Genomic DNA, 21182 nt, shown 5'->3' with positions numbered 1-21182 from the left:
CTCATAAAGATTATTTGCCTTATAATAAAATAACACGAAAAAATACAAAAAAACAATGGAGAAGATGTGTCTTTTCACAATAAAAACGTGCATTCGCGAAATGGAACGCACGCTTTTCTTATTTTATCCAAATGGAAGCGTTTGAAAACGAAACTTGCCCAATTTTCATATATTTTTCATAACGTTTTTCGATTAATTCCTCTTTCGAAATACCGTTTAATTGTTGGAAAGTTTTTCCGATCATTAGATCGATATTTTCAGACTGTTTTAAAATATTACGATGTGCACCGCCGCGCGCTTCTGGAATAATTTCGTCAATTACACCTAATTCTTTCAAATCCGCTGCTGTAATTTTTAAAGCTTCAGCGGCATCTTTTGCTTTCGTAGCATCTTTCCAAAGAATTGTCGCCGCACCTTCTGGACTAATAACAGAATAAGTGGAATTTTCTAGCATGTAAATGTAATCGCCTACCCCTAAACCTAGCGCACCACCGCTACCACCTTCACCGATAACAATACAAATAACAGGTACAGTAAGCCCTGCCATTTCAAATAAATTACGTGCAATCGCTTCACTTTGGCCACGTTCTTCAGCTGCTTTACCAGGATAAGCGCCTTTCGTATCAATGAAACAAATAATGGGACGATTAAATTTCTCCGCTTGTTTCATTAAACGTAGCGCCTTTCGATATCCTTCTGGATGAGGCATTCCAAAATTACGATGAATATTTTCTTTCGTATCTTTCCCGCGCTGGTGCCCAATTACTGTTACAGGCATTCCTTTATACTTCGCAATGCCGCCGACAATCGCTGCATCATCGCCGAATAGACGATCTCCATGACATTCAAAAAAATCAGTAAATAAGTGCTCAATATAATCGAGCGTTGTCGGTCTCTCTGCATGACGAGCAATTTGAACGCGGTCCCATACTTTCATATTGCCGTATATTTCTTCCTCTAGATTTTCTAGCTTATCTTCCAAAATACGAATCTCCTCACTGAAGTCCATCTGGCTGTTTTTCGTATAGTCTTTCAGTTCTCGAATCTTATTTCTTAGCTCCACAACTGGTTTCTCAAATTCTAACTCTGCCATATCGCCGTTTCCCCTCCTTGATGAACTTCTAAAATCTTACGGAGTGAATCTTTCATATTATCGCGATGCAGAACCGCATCTAATTGACCGTGCTCTAGTAAAAATTCTGCCGTTTGAAAGTCTTCTGGCAGCTTCTCACGCACTGTTTGTTCAATTACACGTCTACCAGCAAATCCGATAAGTGCACCTGGCTCTGCAAGATTATAGTCACCAAGTGAAGCAAAACTCGCTGAAACACCGCCTGTCGTCGGATGAGTCATAACAGAAATAAATAATCCTCCAGCATTGCTATGCTTTTTCAAAGCTACGCTCGTTTTTGCCATTTGCATTAAACTTAAAATACCTTCTTGCATACGCGCACCGCCCGATGCAGTAAAGATAATAAATGGAACTTGTAATTCGTATGCTTTTTCAACTGCACGTGCAATTTTTTCTCCTACAACAGAGCCCATGCTGCCCATTCGAAAGCGAGAATCCATTACTGCAACTACAACTAGCATGTCATCAATTGTTCCTTCACCTGTCACAACAGCTTCATTTAATTCTGTTTTTTTTCGATCACTCTCTAATTTTTCTTCATAATTTGGGAACTGGAGTGGATTTAACGAAACCATCTCTTTGTCATACTCATGAAATGATCCTTCGTCCAATACACTATCAAGGCGTTCCCACGCATTCATAGGGTGATGATAACCACAGTTTACACATACTTTTAAATTTTTAAGAAGCTCTTTTGTATACATGATTTTCTTACATTTCGGACATTTTGTCATAACACCGTCCGGTACATCTTTTCGTACTTGTTCCGAAGGAATTGCAGCGTACTTTTTCTTTTTTACGAATAAATCTCTTAGCACAATTTGACCCCCTTTGTTGAGAGCTAAGGTTAGGTTAGGAAGAAAATGGGGCTAACATCAAAGATCGATGTTAGCCTTCTTTTCCTAATCTGTCTAATAGAGGATGTTCAAAAATTCCGGTAAAGATAGCTTTCGCATTTCTTCGTTACTTCGCCAGTCCGGCACTTATGTAGTTCCATCTACACTCCGTGTCCTCCTGGCTTCCGTGCCTCGAACTGCTCGGCTCTCTTTATCCTCCTTTTTGAACCCTGTCTAATAACCTCTCTCTTTACGTTTAACTTTAACCGCTATGCGATAGATTGTTTGTCATAACGTGTCATGGTCATTTCGACAAATTTTATACATTACGAATGAAACTGTACATTTCCATCAATTCATCATAAATTTTTAGCGCCTCTTCTTCTTTTTTTGCGTATAGCGCTTCATAAAGTTTTCTATAAATTTCTACAGACTCTAGTGAAATTTCAGAAGAAAGAGTCGCAACATAATCATTTACAATTCTCCAAATTCGATATAATAAATAATTGTCCACTTGTTCAATAAGTGTTTTAAAAAACGTTTGATGAAACTCCTGAATAGAACTCTTGTCCTTTTTAAGAACCTGTTGCAACATACTTAATACACTAGAGAACGTTTCTTTCGGTAAATCACATACGATTCGAAGAATATCTTTTTCGAGCAATCGTTTCGTCTGTAATAAATCACGAATTGTTTTCTCATCTTGTAATAGAAATGGTGCGATTAACTGAACAAGGCCATTGTCATAGAAGTTTCGAATAAACGTCCCTTCACCGCGCCTTGTTTCAATTAATCCTACGAGTTCTAAAGCTCGTAATGCTTCCCGTACAGATGAACGCCCAACGTTTAAACGCGCACTTAACTCACGCTCAGATGGTAAGCGGTCACCTGCCACTAAACCATCCTCTTCCATAATGGAACGGATTTTCTTTACAATTTCGAGATATACTTTTGTATTTGATGATGTCAATAGAAATTCCTCGCTTATTCTTTACCAATCAATGCTAATTGTTTTGTTTTCTCAGCAACTTCATTGGGATCTACTTGACGGCGAGCTACTCCTGTTTCCATCGCAGCTTTCGCAACGTAAGCGGCCACCTGAGGCGCTACACGCGGGTCAAACGGCGCTGGAATGATATAGTCTGCATTTAGCTTATCTGCCGCTACAAGCTCTGCAATGGCCTCTACAGCTGCCATTTTCATTTCTTCATTAATTTGCGTAGCATGTACATCAAGTGCACCACGGAAAATACCAGGGAACGCTAGTACATTATTTACTTGGTTCGGGAAGTCAGAGCGACCAGTTCCAACAACAGCTGCGCCTGCTGCTTTCGCAATTTCTGGCATAATTTCTGGAACCGGATTCGCCATCGCAAAGATAATCGCATCGTCATTCATTGTACGAACCATTTCTTCAGTTAATGCACCCTCTACAGATACACCGATAAATACATCCGCATCTTTTACAACATCTGCTAATGAACCTGCTACACGATTTTTATTCGTATATTTTGCAACTTCATCTTTTACAGGATTCATACCAACCGGACGACCTTCATAAATCGCGCCTTTTCGGTCACACATAATAATGTCGCGTACACCGTAGCGATATAAAAGTTTAATGATTGCAATACCCGCTGCACCTGCACCATTTGCTACAACTTTAATGTCAGACATTTTCTTTCCAACTAGCTTAAGCGCGTTTACAAGACCCGCTACTGTTACGATAGCTGTTCCGTGTTGATCATCATGGAATACAGGAATATTTGTTTCTTTTTTCAAACGTTCTTCAATGATAAAGCAGTTTGGTGCTGCGATATCTTCTAAGTTTACACCGCCAAATGTTGGCTCCATTAATTTTACAGTTTCAACAATCTTATCTACATCGTTTGTATTTAAGGCAATTGGGAATGCATCTACGCCAGCAAAGCTCTTGAATAATACAGCTTTACCTTCCATTACTGGAAGAGATGCTTCTGGTCCAATGTTACCAAGACCAAGTACAGCTGTTCCATCCGTCACAACTGCTACCATGTTTCCCTTCATTGTATATTCATATACCTTACTTTTATCGTCATAAATTTCTTTACAAGGTTCTGCAACCCCTGGAGAATACGCAAGACTTAAATCTTTAGCATTTTCTACTTTTACTTTTGACACAGTTTCTAATTTTCCTTGATGCACTTTATGCATGTGAAGTGCTTCTTCACGAAGTGTTGACAAACTATCCACTCTCCTCAAATTATTCTTGCTGCTATCATTCTCTCCAAGTGGTCTGACCACGAACACTATTACTATAATAATCGAACTATAGGGAAATTGTCCATTATATTTTCACTACGACATTTTCCTTACCGACTATTTCACGAAGTGCGCCTAAACATTCTTCACTTGGATGAATTGACAAACTACGAGATAATTGTACCATTTTATGTTCCTTTTCATAATAAATTAGTACTTTCGCAAAACCTGAATAGTGAAACAATATTTTTGTAACCTGATTTAACAACTTCTTTTCATACTGCGATGGTAGTTTTATATAGATTGTCGCTTCTTTCATTTCATTGTAAACATCCATTTTTTCTAATGGATAAAGACCGTTTACAATCCATTGCAATTTATGATTTCGCTGTTCAATCGTCCCTTCCACTAAAACAATTTCACCTTCTTGTAACCTCTCCGAAAAATGAATATATGTCTCCGGAAAGACAACCGCTTCCATTTCATCATTTTGATCACAAAACGTTACGAACGCCATTTTTTGTAATTTTTTCGTTCGAATGACTTTTACACCTGTTATATAAACGATGGCACGTTGTACTTTTCGCTTTTGCCTCATCGCTTGCGCAAGCGATGGAATTTCTAGTTCTTTTACAAGCTTTGCATACTGCGCCGTTGGGTAACTGGATAAATAAAAGCCAAGTGCTTCTTTCTCATTATTTAATTGTTCAATAAAAGATAGCTCTTCTCCTTGTACATATACGGATTTTGGGACACTATCTTCCCCTAATTCACGCGCAAGGCTTGCATACTCTAAAGCACCCTTTATACTATTAAACAAAGTTGTTCGTGAAACTTGAAAATCATCGAAACAGCCAGCCCAAACAAACGCCTCTAAGTTGCGCTCTGTAACAAACTTTGCTGGCATGCGAAGACAAAACTCAAATAAATCTTGGAATGGACTTTTTCCCCTTTCCTCAATCACCGCATTCACTGTAGCCATCCCGATATTCCGAATCGAAAGCAAACTATAACGAATTGCATTTCCTTCTATTCGGAAATTATAACTACTCCTATGAAGAGATGGGGGTAAAACACGAAAACCTTTGCGCTTCGTTTCGCGTATATATTGCACAATCTTATCTTCATTCCCTATCGCACTGGATAATAGGGCAGTCATAAACTCTAAAGGATAGTTCGCTTTTAAATAAGCAAGCTGATATCCAATCATACTGTACGCTACAGCATGACTGCGGTTAAAACCGTAATTCGCAAATCTAACAATTAAATCATAAATTTGCTCTGCAGATATTTCATCGTATCCATTTCGTAAACACCCTTGTACAAAATGCTTGCGTTCCTGATCTAAAATCTCACGTTTTTTCTTACTTACTGCACGGCGAAGTAAGTCAGCTTCTCCAAGTGAAAAACCGGCTAACTTCGAGGCAATCTGCATAATTTGTTCTTGGTAAACAATTACGCCATATGTGTTCTCTAAAATCGGTTTCAAATCATGATGTAAATATTGAATTTGGTGCTTTCCATGTTTCGATTCAATAAAAGTTGGAATTTGTTCCATTGGTCCTGGACGATATAAAGAGTTAACCGCAACAATATCTTCAAACTCATTTGGTTTTAAACTACGTAATACATTCCGCATTCCCCCGGATTCAAGTTGGAATACACCTGTTGTATCCCCTCTTCCAAGTAGCTGGAATGTCTTTTCATCCTGAAGAGGTAAATTTCGTATATCAATTTGTTTCCCAGTTTTCCCTACAATAAACGTAAGGATATTTTCAAGTAACGTTAAATTACGTAAACCTAAAAAGTCCATTTTCAACAAACCAAGTTCTTCTAACACTTCTGCTGGATATTGCGTTACATATACATCATTATGCCCTTCTTGAATCGCAACACTTCCTGTTAACGGCTCCTGACTCATAATAACTCCTGCTGCATGAATAGATGTATGACGCGGCATACCTTCAACACGCTTCGCAATTTCAAAAACGCGCTCATGCAAGAGATTTCCTTGTACAAATTCACGAAGAGGCCTGGACTCTTCGTACGCTTCTTTTAGTGTGATCCCTAACTTTGAGGGAATCAGCTTCGAAAATATATCAATATCCCTTGGTGGAAGCCCCATTACGCGGGCGATATCCCGAATCGCTGCTTTTGCAGCAAGCGTTCCGAACGTAACAATTTGCGCAACACGAAGCTGACCATATTTATCTTTTACATAACGAATCATCTCATCACGTCTAATATCGGGAAAATCAATATCAATATCTGGGAGCGTAACACGTTCAGGATTTAGAAATCGTTCAAACAGCAAATCATACTCAATTGGGTCGATATCTGTAATTTCTAACACATAAGAAACAAGTGAACCCGCTGCCGAACCACGGCCCGGTCCTGTTAAAATGTCATGTTCATGTGCGTATTTCATAAAATCCCAAACAATGAGGAAATAATCGCTAAATCCCATGCGAGAAATAACTTCAAGTTCATGATTTAAACGTTTCCGATGTATATCTTGAACCGTTCCATATCGCTTATTTAGACCCTCATCACAAATGCGGCGCAAATAAACATCTGACGTTTCGTTAGATGGAACAGGAAACTTTGGCAGTTGATTGACGCGGAACGGAATTTCTACGTGGCAACGTTCAGCTATACGAACTGTGTTCTGAAGCGCTTCTTCTTCATGAGAAAATAAAGCCTCCATTTCAGCAGATGATTTCAAATAATACTGATCTGTTTTAAGCCTTGGTCTATCTGGATCTGTCATCTTCGTTCCGCTCTGAATAGATAATAAACACTCCTGCACAAGCGCATCGCTTTGGTTCACATAACGGACATCGTTTGTCGCAACGACTGGAATGTTCATCTCCCTTACAAATTGCGGTATTTTCTCTTGCAAGAATAGTTCATCTTGAATCGCATGATGCTGCAAACTCATATAAAAGCTTCCAAACATATTTTGATACGCCCTAGCTACATCTTCAGCAATCTCATCTCTTCCTTGCAACAATAACTGTTCAATTTCCCCATCTTTTCCTGGTGAAATTGCAATCAGACCTTTTGCATAATGAGCAAGCCACTTTTTCGGAATTCCGTCTTTCGACTTAGTCATGATGGCGCTAGAAATTTTCAATAAGTTTTGGTAACCTATTTCATTTTCTGCAAGTAATACAAGCGGATAAGTCCCCTCTTCTTCACTAAAAACAGATGCCGTTAATCCAATAATTGGCTGTATGCCATTTTTCTTACATGCTTTATAAAATGGAATTACTCCGTACATCACATTTTCATCTGTAATCGCAAGCGATGAAAAACCAAGCTCTTTCGCTCGAACGACGAGTTCATCGATTTTACAAGCACTTTTTAACAAACTATAAACGGTTTGACATTGTAAATGCACAAACTTCACTGTTGTACCCTCTCTTTACCTATTTGACTACTTTCATTATAGGTGATGAAGAAAGCGGAAATCAAAACATACTTCTTATACTTTGTCCATATATATGAAGAAGAAAGGGGAATGACGATGGATGTAGATCAAAGATTTTTCTCTCTACTTATTACAACTTACTTTATTGCCTTTGGAGTCATGCTTGGCGGTTCTATAATTGGCGGCATTGGTGCATTTTTAGTTGGTAAACCTGCTCTCACCGCAATTAATCAATTTTCTCAAAACTTAAGAATCTGGGCACTCGTCGCAGCAATTGGCGGTACCTTTGATACATTTTATAGCTTCGAACGAACTTTCTTTGAAGGCGCTACGAAAGATATCGTAAAACAAATTTTACTTATTTTTTTCGCAACAGGCGGCATGCAAACCGGTCTTATTATTATTAAATGGCTTACACAGGAGCATGTATGAGGGTCCCTAACGCTTCTACTGCTAAACGATGGTATTTATTTTTAGCAGGCGCTGCGGTTGGTGGTGTTTTAAGCTGGTTTATTTTTTTGTACATATATGGTGTTTTTCAACAAGAACAAGCAAGTACAATTGCAGAACAAAAACAAATTATTAAACAGCAGGAAGAAAAACTCCATGTTCTCCTTGAAGACCACGATAAATTAAATAAAGAAAACAAACAACTTTTAACAATCCAAGAAATTAAAATTAAAATTGCAAACGGGGATAAATACGATTTAGACAACCTAACTTTAGAAAACATTACAACTTCTATTCATAATGATTTACAACATCTCTTAACAAAAAACATACAAAGCATTGCGCAAAATAAAGAGCTACTAAAAAAAGCAATTGAGAATAAAGTATACAAGCATTACGACCGAATATACCACTTTAAAGTTGATACCATTTCCTTTGATACCGTACTCGAAATTAGCATCAATATAAAACAAGAAAAGTAGAGCTTTCACGCTCTACTTTTTCCTTTTAACGCCTATATATTTACTTACAAATCTCACGTAAGTCTGCGAAAAGACGATCCGCTTCTTCCCAAGAAGATGCTTTCGCACCAGAAGCCATCGGATGTCCTCCGCCGTTATACTTCATCGCTAATTTATTAATAATAGGTCCTTTTGAACGAAGGCGAACACGAATTACATCTTCCTCTTCTAAAAACAGAACCCAAGCTTTTAATCCATCAATATTACCAAGTGCTCCTACAACGCCAGATGCCTCTGAAGGAAGTACATCAAACTCTTCTAATACTTCTTTTGTCAGCTTAATATACGCTGCACCTTCTTCTGTCATCGTAAATTTTTGTAAAATAAATCCATTTAAACGAGCGATTTTTTCTTTGGTTTTATACATTTCGTTATATAGATTTGGAAACTCAACGCCCATCTCAACAAGCTCTGCTGCAAAGCGTAATGTTCTTGCAGATGTATTTGGGAATAAGAAACGCCCTGTATCTCCAACAATTCCAGCCAAAATCAGGCGCGCAGATTCAGTTGTAAGCTTCAATCCTTTATCTTTTCCATAAGTATAAAACTCATAAATGAGTTCACTTGTAGAACTTGATGTCGTATCTACCCACGTAATATCTCCGTATGGATCTTCATTCGGATGATGATCGATTTTAATCAGCATCTTCCCTTTCGTGTAACGCTGATCACAAACTCTCTCTTGATTCGCTGTATCACAAACGATAACAAGCGCATTTTCGTAAGTCTCATCATCAATTTCATCCATTACTCGTAAATACGATAACGAAGGTTCATTGTATCCAACCATATAAATCCTTTTCTCTGGAAACGATTCTTGGAGAATTGTTCCAAGGCCACACTGAGAGCCTAATGCATCTGGGTCCGGACGCACATGGCGGTGAATAATAATCGTATCGAACTCTTTAATCGCTGCTAAAATTTGTTCATGCATATGTATAGTCTCCTTTTTACTGTTTCTACCTCTGTCATCAATTTTCTTACTTTATCATTCATTATAACTGAAAACAATTTATCCATGTGGACAATTGCTTTATAATAATAGTTAGAAAGTTTCGATAATGTCTTTTACTTTCTTTTGGCATGAATATGAAATGGGCACTAATCGCTTCTATGCTTGAGCGAATCCTCTCTTCCACCTAAAAGAAAGGATTTTATTTCAGGGTGTTTATTTAGATTTATCCAGATTTTTATCACCATATCAATCACGGCTTTGTAAACAAAAAGGATTCTCTACTCATTTCCTACCTGTGTTTTCTCTCGGCACGGGGCTAAAATAGGCACTGACCGCTTCTACGCTTGGGCGGATCCTCTCTTCCACCTAAAAAAAGAGGGATTTTATATTTCAGGTTTTTAATTTATCTACATACAAAATAATGGAGGATTACATTATGCCAGTATTAGTCTTTTGTATTATCATCTCATTTATGTTGTATCTCTTCTATAAAACAAAATATTTTCGTACAAATCGTCCGATGGAAAAAGGATGGCTTGCTGGAAAATCCGGGATGGCGCTTGGCGTATTCGTTGCGTTATTTGGCGCAAATCAGTTTTTCTTAGAACTCTCTACCGCGCGTATCATCGTCGGTATCTTATTTGTCTTATTTGGTGGGGCAAGTATTTTTAATGGATTCCGCCAATATAAACACTTCTCACCTCTTGCAATAGAGGAAGCAGAGGCCTATGAAACAATGTAATCATGCAAAAAGCATCAGCCATTCATGCTGATGCTTTTTTACGATTTTTTATTTTTAAAATCAAATAGGCAACAAGCGCAGGTGGTATATTAAAAGGGTTTCCTTGCACATGAAAATGTAATTGTTCTTCTTCAAAAGACATATTTTTATATAGTTCTTGTTGTGAACGTCTCGTTCTTTGTCTCTGTTCATTTAACCCTTCAATGTAAAGATACTGAATCGGTATCATCGCAAGAAAATAAAATAATGCAACACCGCCAAAAAAGAGTAACTCTGATGACATATGGAACACCATCCTTTTTTTCTTTTAATATACTAATTATCTGATAATTCAATTATACTACATTTCAATTACCTAATAAAGGAAATTCGTATCCATTTTTATACATATCAGTAACGGCTATGAAACAAAAAAGAGCTCCCACTCACTTTCTCCTTCTGTCCTCACTCGGCACGGGGCTAAAACAGGCACTGATGACCGCTTCTACACTTCGGCGGTTCCTCTCTTCCAACCTAAAAAGAGTGGTTTTATATCTTTCAATTTTTATGTATACATAAAAAAGCTGAATGAATCTCCCTCTAAAAAGAATTCTTCACTCAGCTCTTTTCTATACTTATCGATCAATCAGCTGCACCATTAATAGCGCTTTCCCAACAACTTCTCCTCCGTGACGCACTTCCACATCTACCTTTCCAAATTTACGACCGATTTCTAACACTTTAGGATGTACAGAAACAACGTTGTCGATTTGAACTGGCTTTACAAAGTAGATTGTTAAATTCTCAACAATCGAATCGCTTTTTTTCTGCGCACGAATGGCACGATTCGTCGCTTCTGTAACAACGGTTGTAAATACACCATATGATAATGTCCCAAATGAGCTTGTCATTTGTGGCGTCACAGAAAATTGATAACTATGTTCGTGCTTTGCTTCTTTCGGCGTCACAAATTGATTTGTGACGATATCTTCAATCGTCTCCCCAACTTGCGGTTGACGTTGAATCATTTGCAGCGCTTGAAGTACGTCTTGACGGCTAATAATTCCTTGCAGATGGTTGCTTTCATCGACAACAGGAAGAAGTTCAATCCCTTCCCATACCATCATACGTGCTGCCGCTGCAACAGACATTTTCCCGTTTACTGTAATCGGCTGCTTTGTCATTACTTTTTCAATTGGCGTTTCTTTTGCGATGCCAATCATATCTTTTGAAGTAACAATCCCTAATACCTTTTTATTTTCATCTATAATTGGATAACGCCCATGCATCGTTTCTTCATTATACGCATGCCATTGCTCTACTTTATCGGTAGGTTTTAAATATAACGTTTCTTCAATTGGTGTTAAAATATCTTCAACGAGTACAATTTCCTTTTTGATAAGCTGATCATAAATAGCGCGGTTAATAAGCGTTGCCACAGTGAATGTATCATAGCTACTTGAAATAATCGGCAACTTTAATTCATCTGCTAATTTTTTCACATGATCTTCTGTATCGAATCCACCTGTAATTAATACTGCAGCGCCCGCTTCTAGCGCTAATTGATGTGCATTCGTACGGTTACCGATAATCAGCAAGTTCCCCGCTTCAGTATAACGCATCATCGCCTCTAATTTCATGGCCCCAATCACGAATTTATTTAATGTTTTATGTAACCCTTCTCTTCCGCCAAGCACTTGGCCATCGACGATATTGACTACTTCGGCATATGTTAGTTTTTCAATATTTTCCTTTTTCTTTTGTTCAATTCGGATTGTTCCGACACGTTCAATTGTACTAACATATCCTTTATTCTCTGCATCTTTAATCGCACGATAAGCTGTTCCTTCACTTACACTCAAATCTTTTGCAATTTGACGTACAGAAATTTTATGCCCTATAGGCAGGCTATTAATATGTTCTAAAATTTGATTATGTTTGGTAGCCAAATGGTTTCACCATACTTTCTTTTCCCTAAATTCTTCATGTGTTGTATTTTTAGTATACTATATTTCCGAAACTGTTACACTGTACTTTTACGTACCTGTACTATTTTTTTTATAACAAAAATGACCCTTACACTTTACCAGTCAAATTCTTACAACTGTGTAATGCTATTGTCACCCTATTCGATAGTTTGTCCCTGATTTCAGATGTAAAATAAAAGCAAGAAATCAAACAAAGGAGCGAATGAAAATGAAAAAATTTTTAGAAGTTGTAAGTGCTGTATTTTTAGCTTTCGTCGATGGAAAAAAAGTTGCGATGGAATTAAATGAGGCACCAGAACAAACACTACCAGAAACAAAAGAAACACCTAAACAAGCACAGACTTTCAAACCGATTTTACACACATAAAAAACCCTTCACTTATCTTTTCAAATGAAGGGTTTCTTTCTTATAGTGTAATACTTTCTCCAGCTTCTAATACCTTTCCTGTACTACTCGTTAGTTTTTGTACAAAAAGATGCGGATCTTGTTCAATCACTGGGAATGTATTGTAATGCATAGGTACAACCGTTTTTGCTCCAATCCATTCCGCAGCTAACACTGCATCCTCTGGTCCCATTGTAAAATTATCACCAATTGGTAAGAATGCTACATCGATATTGTTAAGAGCACCGATTAATTTCATATCAGAAAATAAAGCAGTATCTCCTGCATGATAAATTGTTTTCTCTTCTGCCGTAAATAAAATTCCAGCTGGCATTCCTGTATATGTAATCGTCTGATTTTCCTCATCGATATAGCTAGACCCATGGAATGCTTGTGTGAATTTTACTTTTCCAAAATCAAATACATGTGAACCACCGATATGCATTGGGTGCGCGCTCACACCTTGCCATCCTAAAAATGTTGCGAGTTCAAACGGTGCCACAACCACTGCATTATTTTTCTTCGCGAGCGCTACTGTATCACCGACATGATCACCATGACCGTGCGATAAAATAATTGCGTCTACCTTGACGTCTTCAGCCTTTAAATCTGTTTTCGGATTACCTGTTAAAAACGGATCAATTAAGATAACTTTTCCATTCGTTTCAATCTTTACAACTGAATGCCCGTGATAAGATACTTTCATCGCTAGATTCCTCCCTTATTTACATTCACACCTTCTATTCTATATATATCCAACTTGATTTTCCAACATATATACCCATTTCGATTTTCAAGCACCTAAGTCGCGGCTATGAAAACAAAAGAAGATCTCCACTCGCTTTCTCCTTTTGTTCTCACTTGGCATGGGGCTAAAAAAGCACTGACAGCTTCTATGCATGGACGGATGCTCTCTCCCATCTAAAAAGAATGGTTTAATGTTCGTTTTTTCATTTGGATTTATATACATAATTTCACAACTTCCTGTCTTTTCAAACAGCGATTTGCTTGTCATAACGCTTTCATCCGATGTAAAGTAATACATGTAACTGAAACCCTGGAGGTGCCAATCTATGAATACTAGATTAGAAAACTTAATGCAATGGCTACAAGAACAAAACGTGGAAGCTTCATTTTTAACTTCTACACCAAACGTCTTCTATATGACAAACTTCCATTGCGAGCCGCACGAAAGACTACTCGGTCTATTTGTCTTCCAAGAAAAAGAACCAATTTTAATCTGTCCTAAGATGGAAGAAGGCCAAGCTCGAAATGCTGGCTGGGCGCACGAAATTATCGGATTTACTGATACAGACAAGCCATGGGATATGATTGCAAAAGCGATTCAACATCGCGGCATCGATGCGAGTAGCGTGGCAATTGAAAAAGAACATTTAAATGTAGAACGCTATGAAGAATTAACAAAATTATTCCCAAAAGCTGCTTTCAAATCTGCGGAAGAAAAAGTACGCGAACTTCGTTTAATTAAAGACGAAAAAGAACTTTCTATTTTACGCCAAGCAGCTTACATGGCAGACTACGCTGTTGGAATTGGTGTAGAAGCAATTAAAGAAGATCGCAGTGAATTAGAAGTGTTAGCAATTATCGAACATGAATTAAAGAAAAAAGGCATCCATAAAATGTCCTTTGACACAATGGTACTAGCTGGCGCAAACTCTGCCCTGCCACACGGTATTCCAGGAGCAAACAAAATGAAACGCGGTGACTTCGTACTATTTGACTTAGGCGTAATCATTGATGGTTACTGCTCTGACATTACACGTACAGTCGCATTTGGCGATATTTCAGAAGAACAAACACGCATTTACAACACTGTACTAGCTGGCCAATTACAAGCAGTTGAATCTTGTAAACCAGGCGTTACACTTGGCGAAATTGACAATGCTGCTCGCTCTGTTATCGCAGATGCAGGTTACGGGGAATTCTTCCCACACCGCTTAGGTCACGGGCTTGGCATTAGCGTACACGAATATCCAGATGTAAAAGCAGGCAACGAATCACCATTAAAAGAAGGCATGGTCTTCACAATCGAGCCAGGTATTTACGTACCAAACGTAGGCGGCGTTCGCATTGAAGATGATATTTACATCACAAAAGACGGATCAGAAATTTTAACGAAATTCCCGAAAGAATTGCAATTTGTGAAATAAAGAAAAGGTAGCGCAGTCGCTACCTTTTTTAAATATTATTTTTCTCTACGATTTCAAACTTATTCACAGTCATTTTTGCTGGATAACTTTCAAGTATCTCAGAAGACCATACTTTTATTTTATATCCTGATTTCAACTTTTTATATGCACTTTCATCGTTTAAGTGTAGAATCGTATCCGCTGGAATAGGTGAATATTTTTTTTGATCCAAATACTCCTGCAACTCTTTTGTCGTTTCAAACTTTTTATTCATGATGAAATATACCTTCTTATTTTTCACCATAACGTATCCTTCTATAACACCTTTTTCTGCTGATTGTTGCACATTCGCTGGTTCATCCTCAGTTTGCTCATTACGTGTACATGCCGTTAATATCACGAAAGAAACGGTAAGTAAAATATACACATACAGCCTTAATGTATTTTTCTTCATCTCATGCTCCCCCTTATAAAAATCTCACTAACTAATCCCATTTTTAACATTTTTATTCGTCCCTAATCACTTTTGAAATCCTCAATACAAGGTATTACTTGTATATTCTCTGTTTCTATCATAACATTTAAATACATAATTTTCTGAAAAAAGGAGAGATTGCATGCAACAACTTCAAAAACAATTAGAAGAAATAAAAGCTAATCATTACGTCATAGATTCCACTATAGATATTGATAATTTAAGTTCAACAATGCTCCAACATATCGGTGTAACAGATAGCTACTTACGGGATAAATTAATCTACACAACCTTTTTCCATCTCATTAAGAATGACCATATCCCAAACACACGATTACAACAATTATTGTCGCAAAGTATAAGTGAGCAATATTTATTTTATAAAATAAATATTGATGATAAGGACGCTGTATTTACTCGGGCGTTTACAACATTATTAATTGCTTTAATTTTAAGTGCCGATACAAAACATAACTTCTTATCAGAGTCTTATATATTAAAAGTAAAAGATAAATTAATTTTATACATGAAGCAAGAACATGATTTTCGCGGGTATGTAAACGGTCAAGGCTGGGCTCATAGTATCGCTCATGTTTCCGATACATTCGATGAACTCATTAAAAACCCGAAGCTTGAAACTGAACATTATCCAGAAATACTGCAAACCTTATTAGAAAAAGTAAATGTACATACACTGTATTATAAGTACGAGGAAGATGAACGAATTGTCTATCCTATTGTCGCTATGGTGCAAAATGGTTTAAATGAAAAGGAACTCATCGTATCCTTACATTCTTTAGTGAAGCAAATGCAGGCTCAAAAAACAGAATTATCTATCGTCTCTTATGAAACGTTATATGGAAATGTAAAATCATTTTTTCGAAGCTTATTCTTTAGATTAAGGGCCTTATCTATATGCAAAGAAGCAGAGAAGCAAATTGAAATATTATTAAAAGAGTTAAACAGATACTACTAAAAAAGAAGGCAACTCAAAAAGTGCCTTCTTCCATTTCACTAATATTCAATTGAAATTTTACAATCCAAACGGAGAAAAGGTGTACACAAATCGCAATGGCCATACATGTACCGCTCAAAAAAGTTAAAATTGGGTGCGAGTATAAATGCCCTAAGCCATAAGACGCTCCAATGAAAAACATTGTTATGTAGATGTAGATTGCTCCATGTATTTGCTTCATAACAGCCCCCTTTTCCCATATTATAACATAAATTTTCTAACTATTCTAATTAATCTGTATTAACCATTATTTCTCAACTGTTACACCTCTTACAGTTGCTTTTATATATGATGCCCCTTGTAACTGTTGTAATTCCTCTGTTTTTTCTGTTAAAACTACGCCATAAATCTTTAGGTTTATTGTTCTTTATTTCTTTATAGTTCCCCTCAAAGTACTCCTGCATTCTCCCGCTATTTTCACAAATAAAAAAGCCCATCTATTTCGATGCGCTTTTCTTATTACATACAAAGAATACTATTGTATTACTTCATTGCTTCTTTAACAACATCTTGAATCATGACAACTTCCGTTTTCATATCAACTGCTGGTGCTTCTTCATCAATGCATTCATACCAAAACTCTAAATGCTTTTTATCAATTTCATGCTGAGAAGCTTCCACTTCTGTCCCGCCTTCTCCTTGCACAGAATACCAATACAAATATTCTTCTCCGCCTCTTATTTCCCGGAAAATTGTCTCTACATACATTTTCTCGTCGTTTAATGTCAAAAGCACTTCTTTCATATGATCATTGAGAAGTTTCATCCATTCATCAACGCGATGACTTTTTCCTGGTTTCACTTTGAATCTTGTTAATTCAACGTTCATGTTTTATCCCTCTACCTTCTTACGTACATATAAAACATATTCCACCGGATAATCAAAACCTAGTTTACTAGCCAATCTTTGTGAAGGAATATTATCTACATTACAATCCCAGCACGGCGTAATTCCATTTTGTATACAATGTTCTATAAAATAAGTTGCGACTAACCGGGCAAGCCCTTTTCCTTGATACTCTGGATCTGTTGCAATATCAATTTCAGCACAGCCATTCCCTCTAAAAATTGAAACACATTCAGCTACTACTTTTTGACTTTGAATCATACAAAATCCAAAACCATGCTTTAAAAACGCTTCTTTTGATCCCCAATATTCTTTATAGTATCGCTCCGTAAATTCGGTACTTTTTTCTATTATGTTTTGATCAATCCGCATAACCGTGTATGTAAAATCGTTTAATTCTCTTTTTGTATCTTCAAAGACATCTCTTTGAAATAAAAATTTTTTTCGAGGGATTTTCCTAAAAGAATCATTAAAATAATTTTCAATAATCCTTTCCCACTCTACGCTAGACACAAACAATGTAAATCGTTTATCAGTTGTTAAAACATCATTTTCAATATAAGAAAACAAAGCGCGTTGAAATTTCTGATCATGAGTATCTCCAAACAGATAGTAAATACCATTAGCAGTCGCAATCATTCCCGCTGTTAATCTCTCATTTACAAAGATTTCACCCTCTATCATCCCATCACATACTGCATAAGCAAAAGTAGCTGTCCGTTTGTTCTCTTCTAAAACCGAAAGGATTGTATGATAGTCTGCTAACGCTAACTTTTTCATACATTCTCCACAATAACGGTGTCCGCATCTAAGTTTTCAAAACAGAGATTAACAGTGCGCTTAAGTGCCCTTGTTCGATGAACGGTACCTGCTGGAATCAAGATTGAATCATTTGGTTTTAATATGACTGTGTTCTTATCTTGAAAATCAATTAATAATTCTCCCTCTAACACGATAAATAGCTCATCAGAGTTTGAGTGAAAGTGCCAAGCATAGTCCCCCGTAAACACCGCAATTCGTAAACAATGACTATTCACATTCGATACAACAAAATTTTTGTGCTGCTCTGTAATATCTTTGGTGAGTTCTAAAAGATTCACTTTCTCCATCGTTCTCCCCATCCCCTAAGTTATTTATTATTTCCCCCAAAACCCTTCAAGTGCAATAACAATCATACAAATCCAAAAGCCAATCATTCCAAAATCAATATCTTTTTTCTGTTTCCTTCGCTAAATTTATTGCTATGCACCCTTTTCGCGACGCTCTGTTTCATTCTATTATTTTTATCTTTTTTATTAATGACATCCTATGTATTTAAAAGTAAATCCCGTTTAGTCTCCACCACCTCCGCAATCTCCACCCCCACTATCGCTTGCACTACTACAATTATTATCACTGTAGTTTATAAATCCACTTGATGAATTGGAAGAATTGGAAAAGCGTTTCTTTTTCTGCTTTCTTTTCTTATCTTTTTTACTTTCACGACTTGGCCATACTGTATCAAACACTACAAAAAACAGAACGAATGGTGCCAAAAAAGCCCCCCACTGAAAGATATCTTCCAAAAATTCAGGTCTTATCTCTATTTGATAACATACACCGAACAAATACATACTTAAAATTACATATAAAACCATACTAATATACCTAGCAATTCCCTCTATACGAATAGCCAACTTCTTTTGAAATGGTATATTCTGCTCCTGCTTTTTCTTTATATATTTCTGTCTTCTTATTTGTTTTTTCTTACTACTTTTTCTCCCCATGACATCCCCTCTTTTATTTTCCTTACGCATACAATTCCAAACTATCATATAGAGAGCCCTATCAACAAGAAAAATATACCAATCGAAAGACTTTCAACATATAAATACTCTCTAATTTCATCTATGTAGTAGTAATACTTCCTTTACATTTTGTAATGTTTTATATACTTTTAGTAAAGTTATATTTACATTTTACCTAAAAATGGTTATTGTAAAAGTAATAATTTTACATAAAGGAGAAAGAGGAGATTTGATTGTAAATAAAGTTAAACAATTCCGCGTTGTTAGAGACATCACTCAAGAGCAACTTGCTTCCGCTGTTAACATCACCAGACAATCCCTCATCGCCATCGAGAAAAACAAATATAACCCCAGCTTAGAATTAGCTTTAAAATTATGTGAGTTTTTTGATTGTAAAGTAGAAGATTTATTTCAATTAGATAAAACTGGGGAGGGAAAGTAATGAAAAATAATTTTATACAAGAAATTGTATCGCATATTACTATCCTTATATTAGGGACGACATTTCTTTATTTTAATGAGGAAGGATTTCGCTCTGCTCTTATATTTGCTAGTGGCTATATAATCTTGGGATTACTCATAACAGTGGTTAGGGGAAGATTGTTTAAGAAAAAGAAGAAAGAACAAGAACAGTACCCATTACCAGAAATGGACGAAAGAATCGAAAAGCTGAGTTTGAAATTTATGACTCAAATATTCGGGCTTTCTCATCTAGTCGGTGCTGCAATACTTTTTGTTTTATTTATTACTAACAAAAATTCAATGATACGGGTAGAGTATGTTCTGTATTATGTCATGGGAGTTCTTTTCTTTACAATGATGTTTGGCTTAAGAATTGTAAAGAGATTTGATCAATAATTGAAGAAAAAAGAAAGCAATTGAAGAATTACTAAAAAAGAATAGAAGTAAATTCTGTTCTTTTTGGTATGTGGACAATTTCTTTTATTTTTCTTTTTCATAAAAAGATAATCCCGGACTAATAGAAAGTATTATGTTTATATTCCATTGCCAAATACAAAAAAGCCCCTCCTTATACAAGGAGGGGCTCACAATCATTTCTATTATGATAAAGCAGGAGCTTTTTCAAGAAGCTCTTTCGCATCAGCATATTGTAAACCGTGAGCTTCTGCAACTGCTTCGAATGTTACATAGCCATCTAATGTGTTAATACCTTTTAATAATGCAGTATTGCTTAGGCAAGCTTGTTTGTAGCCTTTGTTTGCAATTTGTACTGCATATGGCACTGTTACGTTTGTTAATGCAAGAGTTGATGTACGTGGAACCGCACCTGGCATGTTTGCAACTGCATAATGAACAACACCGTGTTTTTCGTAAGTTGGGTTGTCATGAGTTGTAATGCGGTCAGTTGTTTCGAAAATACCACCTTGGTCGATTGCGATATCTACGACAACAGAACCTGGTTCCATTGATTTAATCATTTCTTCTGTTACAAGTTTTGGCGCTTTTGCACCTGGAATTAATACTGCGCCGATTACAAGATCAGATTCTTTTACAGCTTCTGCGATGTTGTAAGGATTAGACATTAAAGTTTTCACTTGGTTACCAAAAATGTCATCTAATTGACGAAGACGTTCTGCACTTAAGTCAATAATTGTTACGTCAGCACCTAAACCAACTGCGATTTTCGCTGCGTTTGTACCAGCTTGACCACCGCCGATAATTGTTACTTTACCGCGTTTTACCCCTGGAACGCCTGCTAGTAAAATACCTTTGCCGCCTTTTGTTTTTTCAAGGAATTGCGCACCAATTTGTGCAGACATACGGCCAGCTACTTCACTCATAGGTGCTAAGAGTGGTAAAGAACGATTGTCTAATTGTACTGTTTCATAAGCAATTGATGCTACTTTGTTATCAATTAAAGCTTTTGTTAATTCTGGTTCTGGAGCTAAGTGTAAGTATGTGAATAAAATTAAACCTTCACGGAAGTAACCATATTCGCTTGCAATTGGCTCTTTTACCTTCATAACCATATCTTGATTCCATGCTTCTTCAGCAGTTTCAACAAGTTTTGCTCCAGCTTGTACATATTCTTCATCTGTAAAGCCAGATCCTAAACCTGCGCCTTTTTGAACAAAAACTTCATGACCATTGTGTACTAAATGTACGGCACCAGCTGGCGTCATTGCCACGCGGTTTTCATTGTTTTTAATTTCTGTTGGAATACCGATACGCATTATTAATTCCCCCTTGAGTTATGAAATGACCCCTGAATCATTTTTTAAAGCG

Annotated in this window: 23 protein-coding genes and 2 pseudogenes; 8 read left to right on the top strand and 17 right to left on the bottom strand. The window is 36.7% G+C overall.

Annotated elements, in window-relative coordinates; all coding sequences use genetic code 11:
- Positions 1-118 precede the first annotated feature (118 nt).
- The 5 genes and pseudogenes from accA to dnaE all read right to left on the bottom strand — a co-directional run bounded on the left by accA (position 119) and on the right by dnaE (position 7621).
- Positions 119-1093, bottom strand: coding sequence for an acetyl-CoA carboxylase carboxyl transferase subunit alpha (accA, locus tag AC1M36_RS05195; RefSeq protein ID WP_336450346.1), 975 nt, complete (start codon positions 1091-1093; stop codon positions 119-121).
- Entirely contained in the window at positions 1081-1950 is an 870-nt protein-coding gene (accD, locus tag AC1M36_RS05190) for an acetyl-CoA carboxylase, carboxyltransferase subunit beta (protein WP_336450347.1), read from the bottom strand. The genes accA and accD overlap by 13 nt, the downstream gene beginning before the upstream one ends.
- 344 nt (positions 1951-2294) lie before the next feature.
- A pseudogene (locus AC1M36_RS05185) lies at positions 2295-2938 on the bottom strand (FadR/GntR family transcriptional regulator).
- A 14-nt stretch (positions 2939-2952) separates the two neighbouring features.
- Entirely contained in the window at positions 2953-4161 is a 1209-nt protein-coding gene (gene ystJ, locus AC1M36_RS05180; protein ID WP_336450629.1) for an NADP-dependent malic enzyme, read from the bottom strand.
- A 133-nt stretch (positions 4162-4294) separates the two neighbouring features.
- Positions 4295-7621, bottom strand: a complete 3327-nt coding sequence (gene dnaE, locus AC1M36_RS05175) for a DNA polymerase III subunit alpha (protein ID WP_479845628.1) — start codon at positions 7619-7621, stop codon at positions 4295-4297.
- A 117-nt stretch (positions 7622-7738) separates the two neighbouring features.
- On the opposite strand from dnaE, the gene ytrH reads away from it, so the two are divergent.
- Both ytrH and ytrI read left to right on the top strand, forming a co-directional pair.
- The gene (gene ytrH, locus AC1M36_RS05170) at positions 7739-8074 is read left to right on the top strand and encodes a sporulation membrane protein YtrH (protein WP_174101674.1); all 336 of its coding nucleotides are present in this window, start codon (positions 7739-7741) and stop codon (positions 8072-8074) included.
- Positions 8071-8574, top strand: a complete 504-nt coding sequence (gene ytrI / locus AC1M36_RS05165) for a sporulation membrane protein YtrI (RefSeq protein ID WP_336450350.1) — start codon at positions 8071-8073, stop codon at positions 8572-8574. The genes ytrH and ytrI overlap by 4 nt, the downstream gene beginning before the upstream one ends.
- Positions 8575-8614: 40 nt before the next feature.
- Here ytrI and AC1M36_RS05160 read toward each other — a convergent pair whose 3' ends face one another.
- Positions 8615-9547: a DHH family phosphoesterase gene (locus AC1M36_RS05160; RefSeq protein ID WP_336450351.1), complete on the bottom strand. Its 933-nt coding sequence runs from the start codon at positions 9545-9547 to the stop codon at positions 8615-8617.
- Positions 9548-10004: 457 nt separating this feature from the next.
- Between AC1M36_RS05160 and AC1M36_RS05155 the strand changes: the two genes are divergently transcribed.
- The gene (locus AC1M36_RS05155) at positions 10005-10310 is read left to right on the top strand and encodes a YtpI family protein (protein WP_336450352.1); all 306 of its coding nucleotides are present in this window, start codon (positions 10005-10007) and stop codon (positions 10308-10310) included.
- A gap of 22 nt (positions 10311-10332) precedes the next feature.
- On the opposite strand, the gene AC1M36_RS05150 is transcribed toward AC1M36_RS05155, so the two are convergent.
- Together AC1M36_RS05150 and AC1M36_RS05145 are read right to left on the bottom strand one after the other, a co-directional pair.
- Positions 10333-10593, bottom strand: coding sequence for a DUF3949 domain-containing protein (locus tag AC1M36_RS05150; protein ID WP_174101681.1), 261 nt, complete (start codon positions 10591-10593; stop codon positions 10333-10335).
- A gap of 331 nt (positions 10594-10924) precedes the next feature.
- On the bottom strand, positions 10925-12238 hold the full coding sequence (locus AC1M36_RS05145) for a DRTGG domain-containing protein (RefSeq protein ID WP_336450353.1): 1314 nt from the start codon (positions 12236-12238) through the stop codon (positions 10925-10927).
- Between the two features lie 247 nt (positions 12239-12485).
- On the opposite strand from AC1M36_RS05145, the gene AC1M36_RS05140 reads away from it, so the two are divergent.
- Positions 12486-12644 (top strand): hypothetical protein, encoded by a 159-nt coding sequence (locus AC1M36_RS05140; RefSeq protein WP_336450354.1) that lies wholly within the window; start codon positions 12486-12488, stop codon positions 12642-12644.
- Between the two features lie 40 nt (positions 12645-12684).
- Here AC1M36_RS05140 and AC1M36_RS05135 read toward each other — a convergent pair whose 3' ends face one another.
- Entirely contained in the window at positions 12685-13368 is a 684-nt protein-coding gene (locus tag AC1M36_RS05135; RefSeq protein WP_479845627.1) for a metal-dependent hydrolase, read from the bottom strand.
- Positions 13369-13735: 367 nt separating this feature from the next.
- On the opposite strand from AC1M36_RS05135, the gene pepQ reads away from it, so the two are divergent.
- Positions 13736-14833: a Xaa-Pro dipeptidase gene (gene pepQ / locus AC1M36_RS05130; protein WP_336450356.1), complete on the top strand. Its 1098-nt coding sequence runs from the start codon at positions 13736-13738 to the stop codon at positions 14831-14833.
- A 28-nt stretch (positions 14834-14861) separates the two neighbouring features.
- On the opposite strand, the gene AC1M36_RS05125 is transcribed toward pepQ, so the two are convergent.
- Entirely contained in the window at positions 14862-15266 is a 405-nt protein-coding gene (locus tag AC1M36_RS05125; protein WP_336450357.1) for a DUF3221 domain-containing protein, read from the bottom strand.
- A gap of 163 nt (positions 15267-15429) precedes the next feature.
- Here AC1M36_RS05125 and AC1M36_RS05120 point away from each other — a divergent pair, with 163 nt between their 5' ends.
- Positions 15430-16263, top strand: a complete 834-nt coding sequence (locus AC1M36_RS05120; RefSeq protein ID WP_336450358.1) for a DUF2785 domain-containing protein — start codon at positions 15430-15432, stop codon at positions 16261-16263.
- A 13-nt stretch (positions 16264-16276) separates the two neighbouring features.
- Here the strand turns inward: AC1M36_RS05120 and AC1M36_RS05115 are convergent, their stop codons facing one another.
- The 6 genes and pseudogenes from AC1M36_RS05115 to AC1M36_RS05090 all read right to left on the bottom strand — a co-directional run bounded on the left by AC1M36_RS05115 (position 16277) and on the right by AC1M36_RS05090 (position 18914).
- Complete coding sequence (locus AC1M36_RS05115) at positions 16277-16483, bottom strand: hypothetical protein (RefSeq protein ID WP_098359250.1); 207 nt, start codon at positions 16481-16483, stop codon at positions 16277-16279.
- A 66-nt stretch (positions 16484-16549) separates the two neighbouring features.
- Positions 16550-16703: pseudogene (locus tag AC1M36_RS05110) on the bottom strand (anti sigma factor C-terminal domain-containing protein); the annotation flags it as partial.
- An 82-nt stretch (positions 16704-16785) separates the two neighbouring features.
- Positions 16786-17130, bottom strand: a complete 345-nt coding sequence (locus tag AC1M36_RS05105) for a DUF6176 family protein (protein WP_336450359.1) — start codon at positions 17128-17130, stop codon at positions 16786-16788.
- A 3-nt stretch (positions 17131-17133) separates the two neighbouring features.
- Positions 17134-17928 carry a GNAT family N-acetyltransferase gene (locus tag AC1M36_RS05100; RefSeq protein WP_336450360.1) on the bottom strand — a complete coding sequence of 265 codons (795 nt, stop codon included), beginning with the start codon at positions 17926-17928 and terminating at the stop codon, positions 17134-17136.
- A complete protein-coding gene (locus tag AC1M36_RS05095) occupies positions 17925-18257 on the bottom strand; it encodes a cupin domain-containing protein (protein WP_336450361.1) in 333 nt (110 codons plus the stop codon). The genes AC1M36_RS05100 and AC1M36_RS05095 overlap by 4 nt, the downstream gene beginning before the upstream one ends.
- A 222-nt stretch (positions 18258-18479) precedes the next feature.
- Complete coding sequence (locus AC1M36_RS05090) at positions 18480-18914, bottom strand: hypothetical protein (protein ID WP_336450362.1); 435 nt, start codon at positions 18912-18914, stop codon at positions 18480-18482.
- A 202-nt stretch (positions 18915-19116) separates the two neighbouring features.
- On the opposite strand from AC1M36_RS05090, the gene AC1M36_RS05085 reads away from it, so the two are divergent.
- Together AC1M36_RS05085 and AC1M36_RS05080 are read left to right on the top strand one after the other, a co-directional pair.
- The gene (locus tag AC1M36_RS05085) at positions 19117-19377 is read left to right on the top strand and encodes a helix-turn-helix transcriptional regulator (RefSeq protein ID WP_420792322.1); all 261 of its coding nucleotides are present in this window, start codon (positions 19117-19119) and stop codon (positions 19375-19377) included.
- Positions 19377-19793: a hypothetical protein gene (locus AC1M36_RS05080; RefSeq protein ID WP_336450364.1), complete on the top strand. Its 417-nt coding sequence runs from the start codon at positions 19377-19379 to the stop codon at positions 19791-19793. The genes AC1M36_RS05085 and AC1M36_RS05080 overlap by 1 nt, the downstream gene beginning before the upstream one ends.
- A gap of 203 nt (positions 19794-19996) precedes the next feature.
- Here the strand turns inward: AC1M36_RS05080 and ald are convergent, their stop codons facing one another.
- The gene (gene ald, locus AC1M36_RS05075) at positions 19997-21130 is read right to left on the bottom strand and encodes an alanine dehydrogenase (protein ID WP_479845626.1); all 1134 of its coding nucleotides are present in this window, start codon (positions 21128-21130) and stop codon (positions 19997-19999) included.
- Between the last annotated feature and the right edge of the window lie 52 nt (positions 21131-21182).

This window comes from Bacillus sp. Medicinal_06 (assembly GCF_056711665.1).
This window is presented reverse-complemented; position numbering and strand designations above follow the sequence as displayed.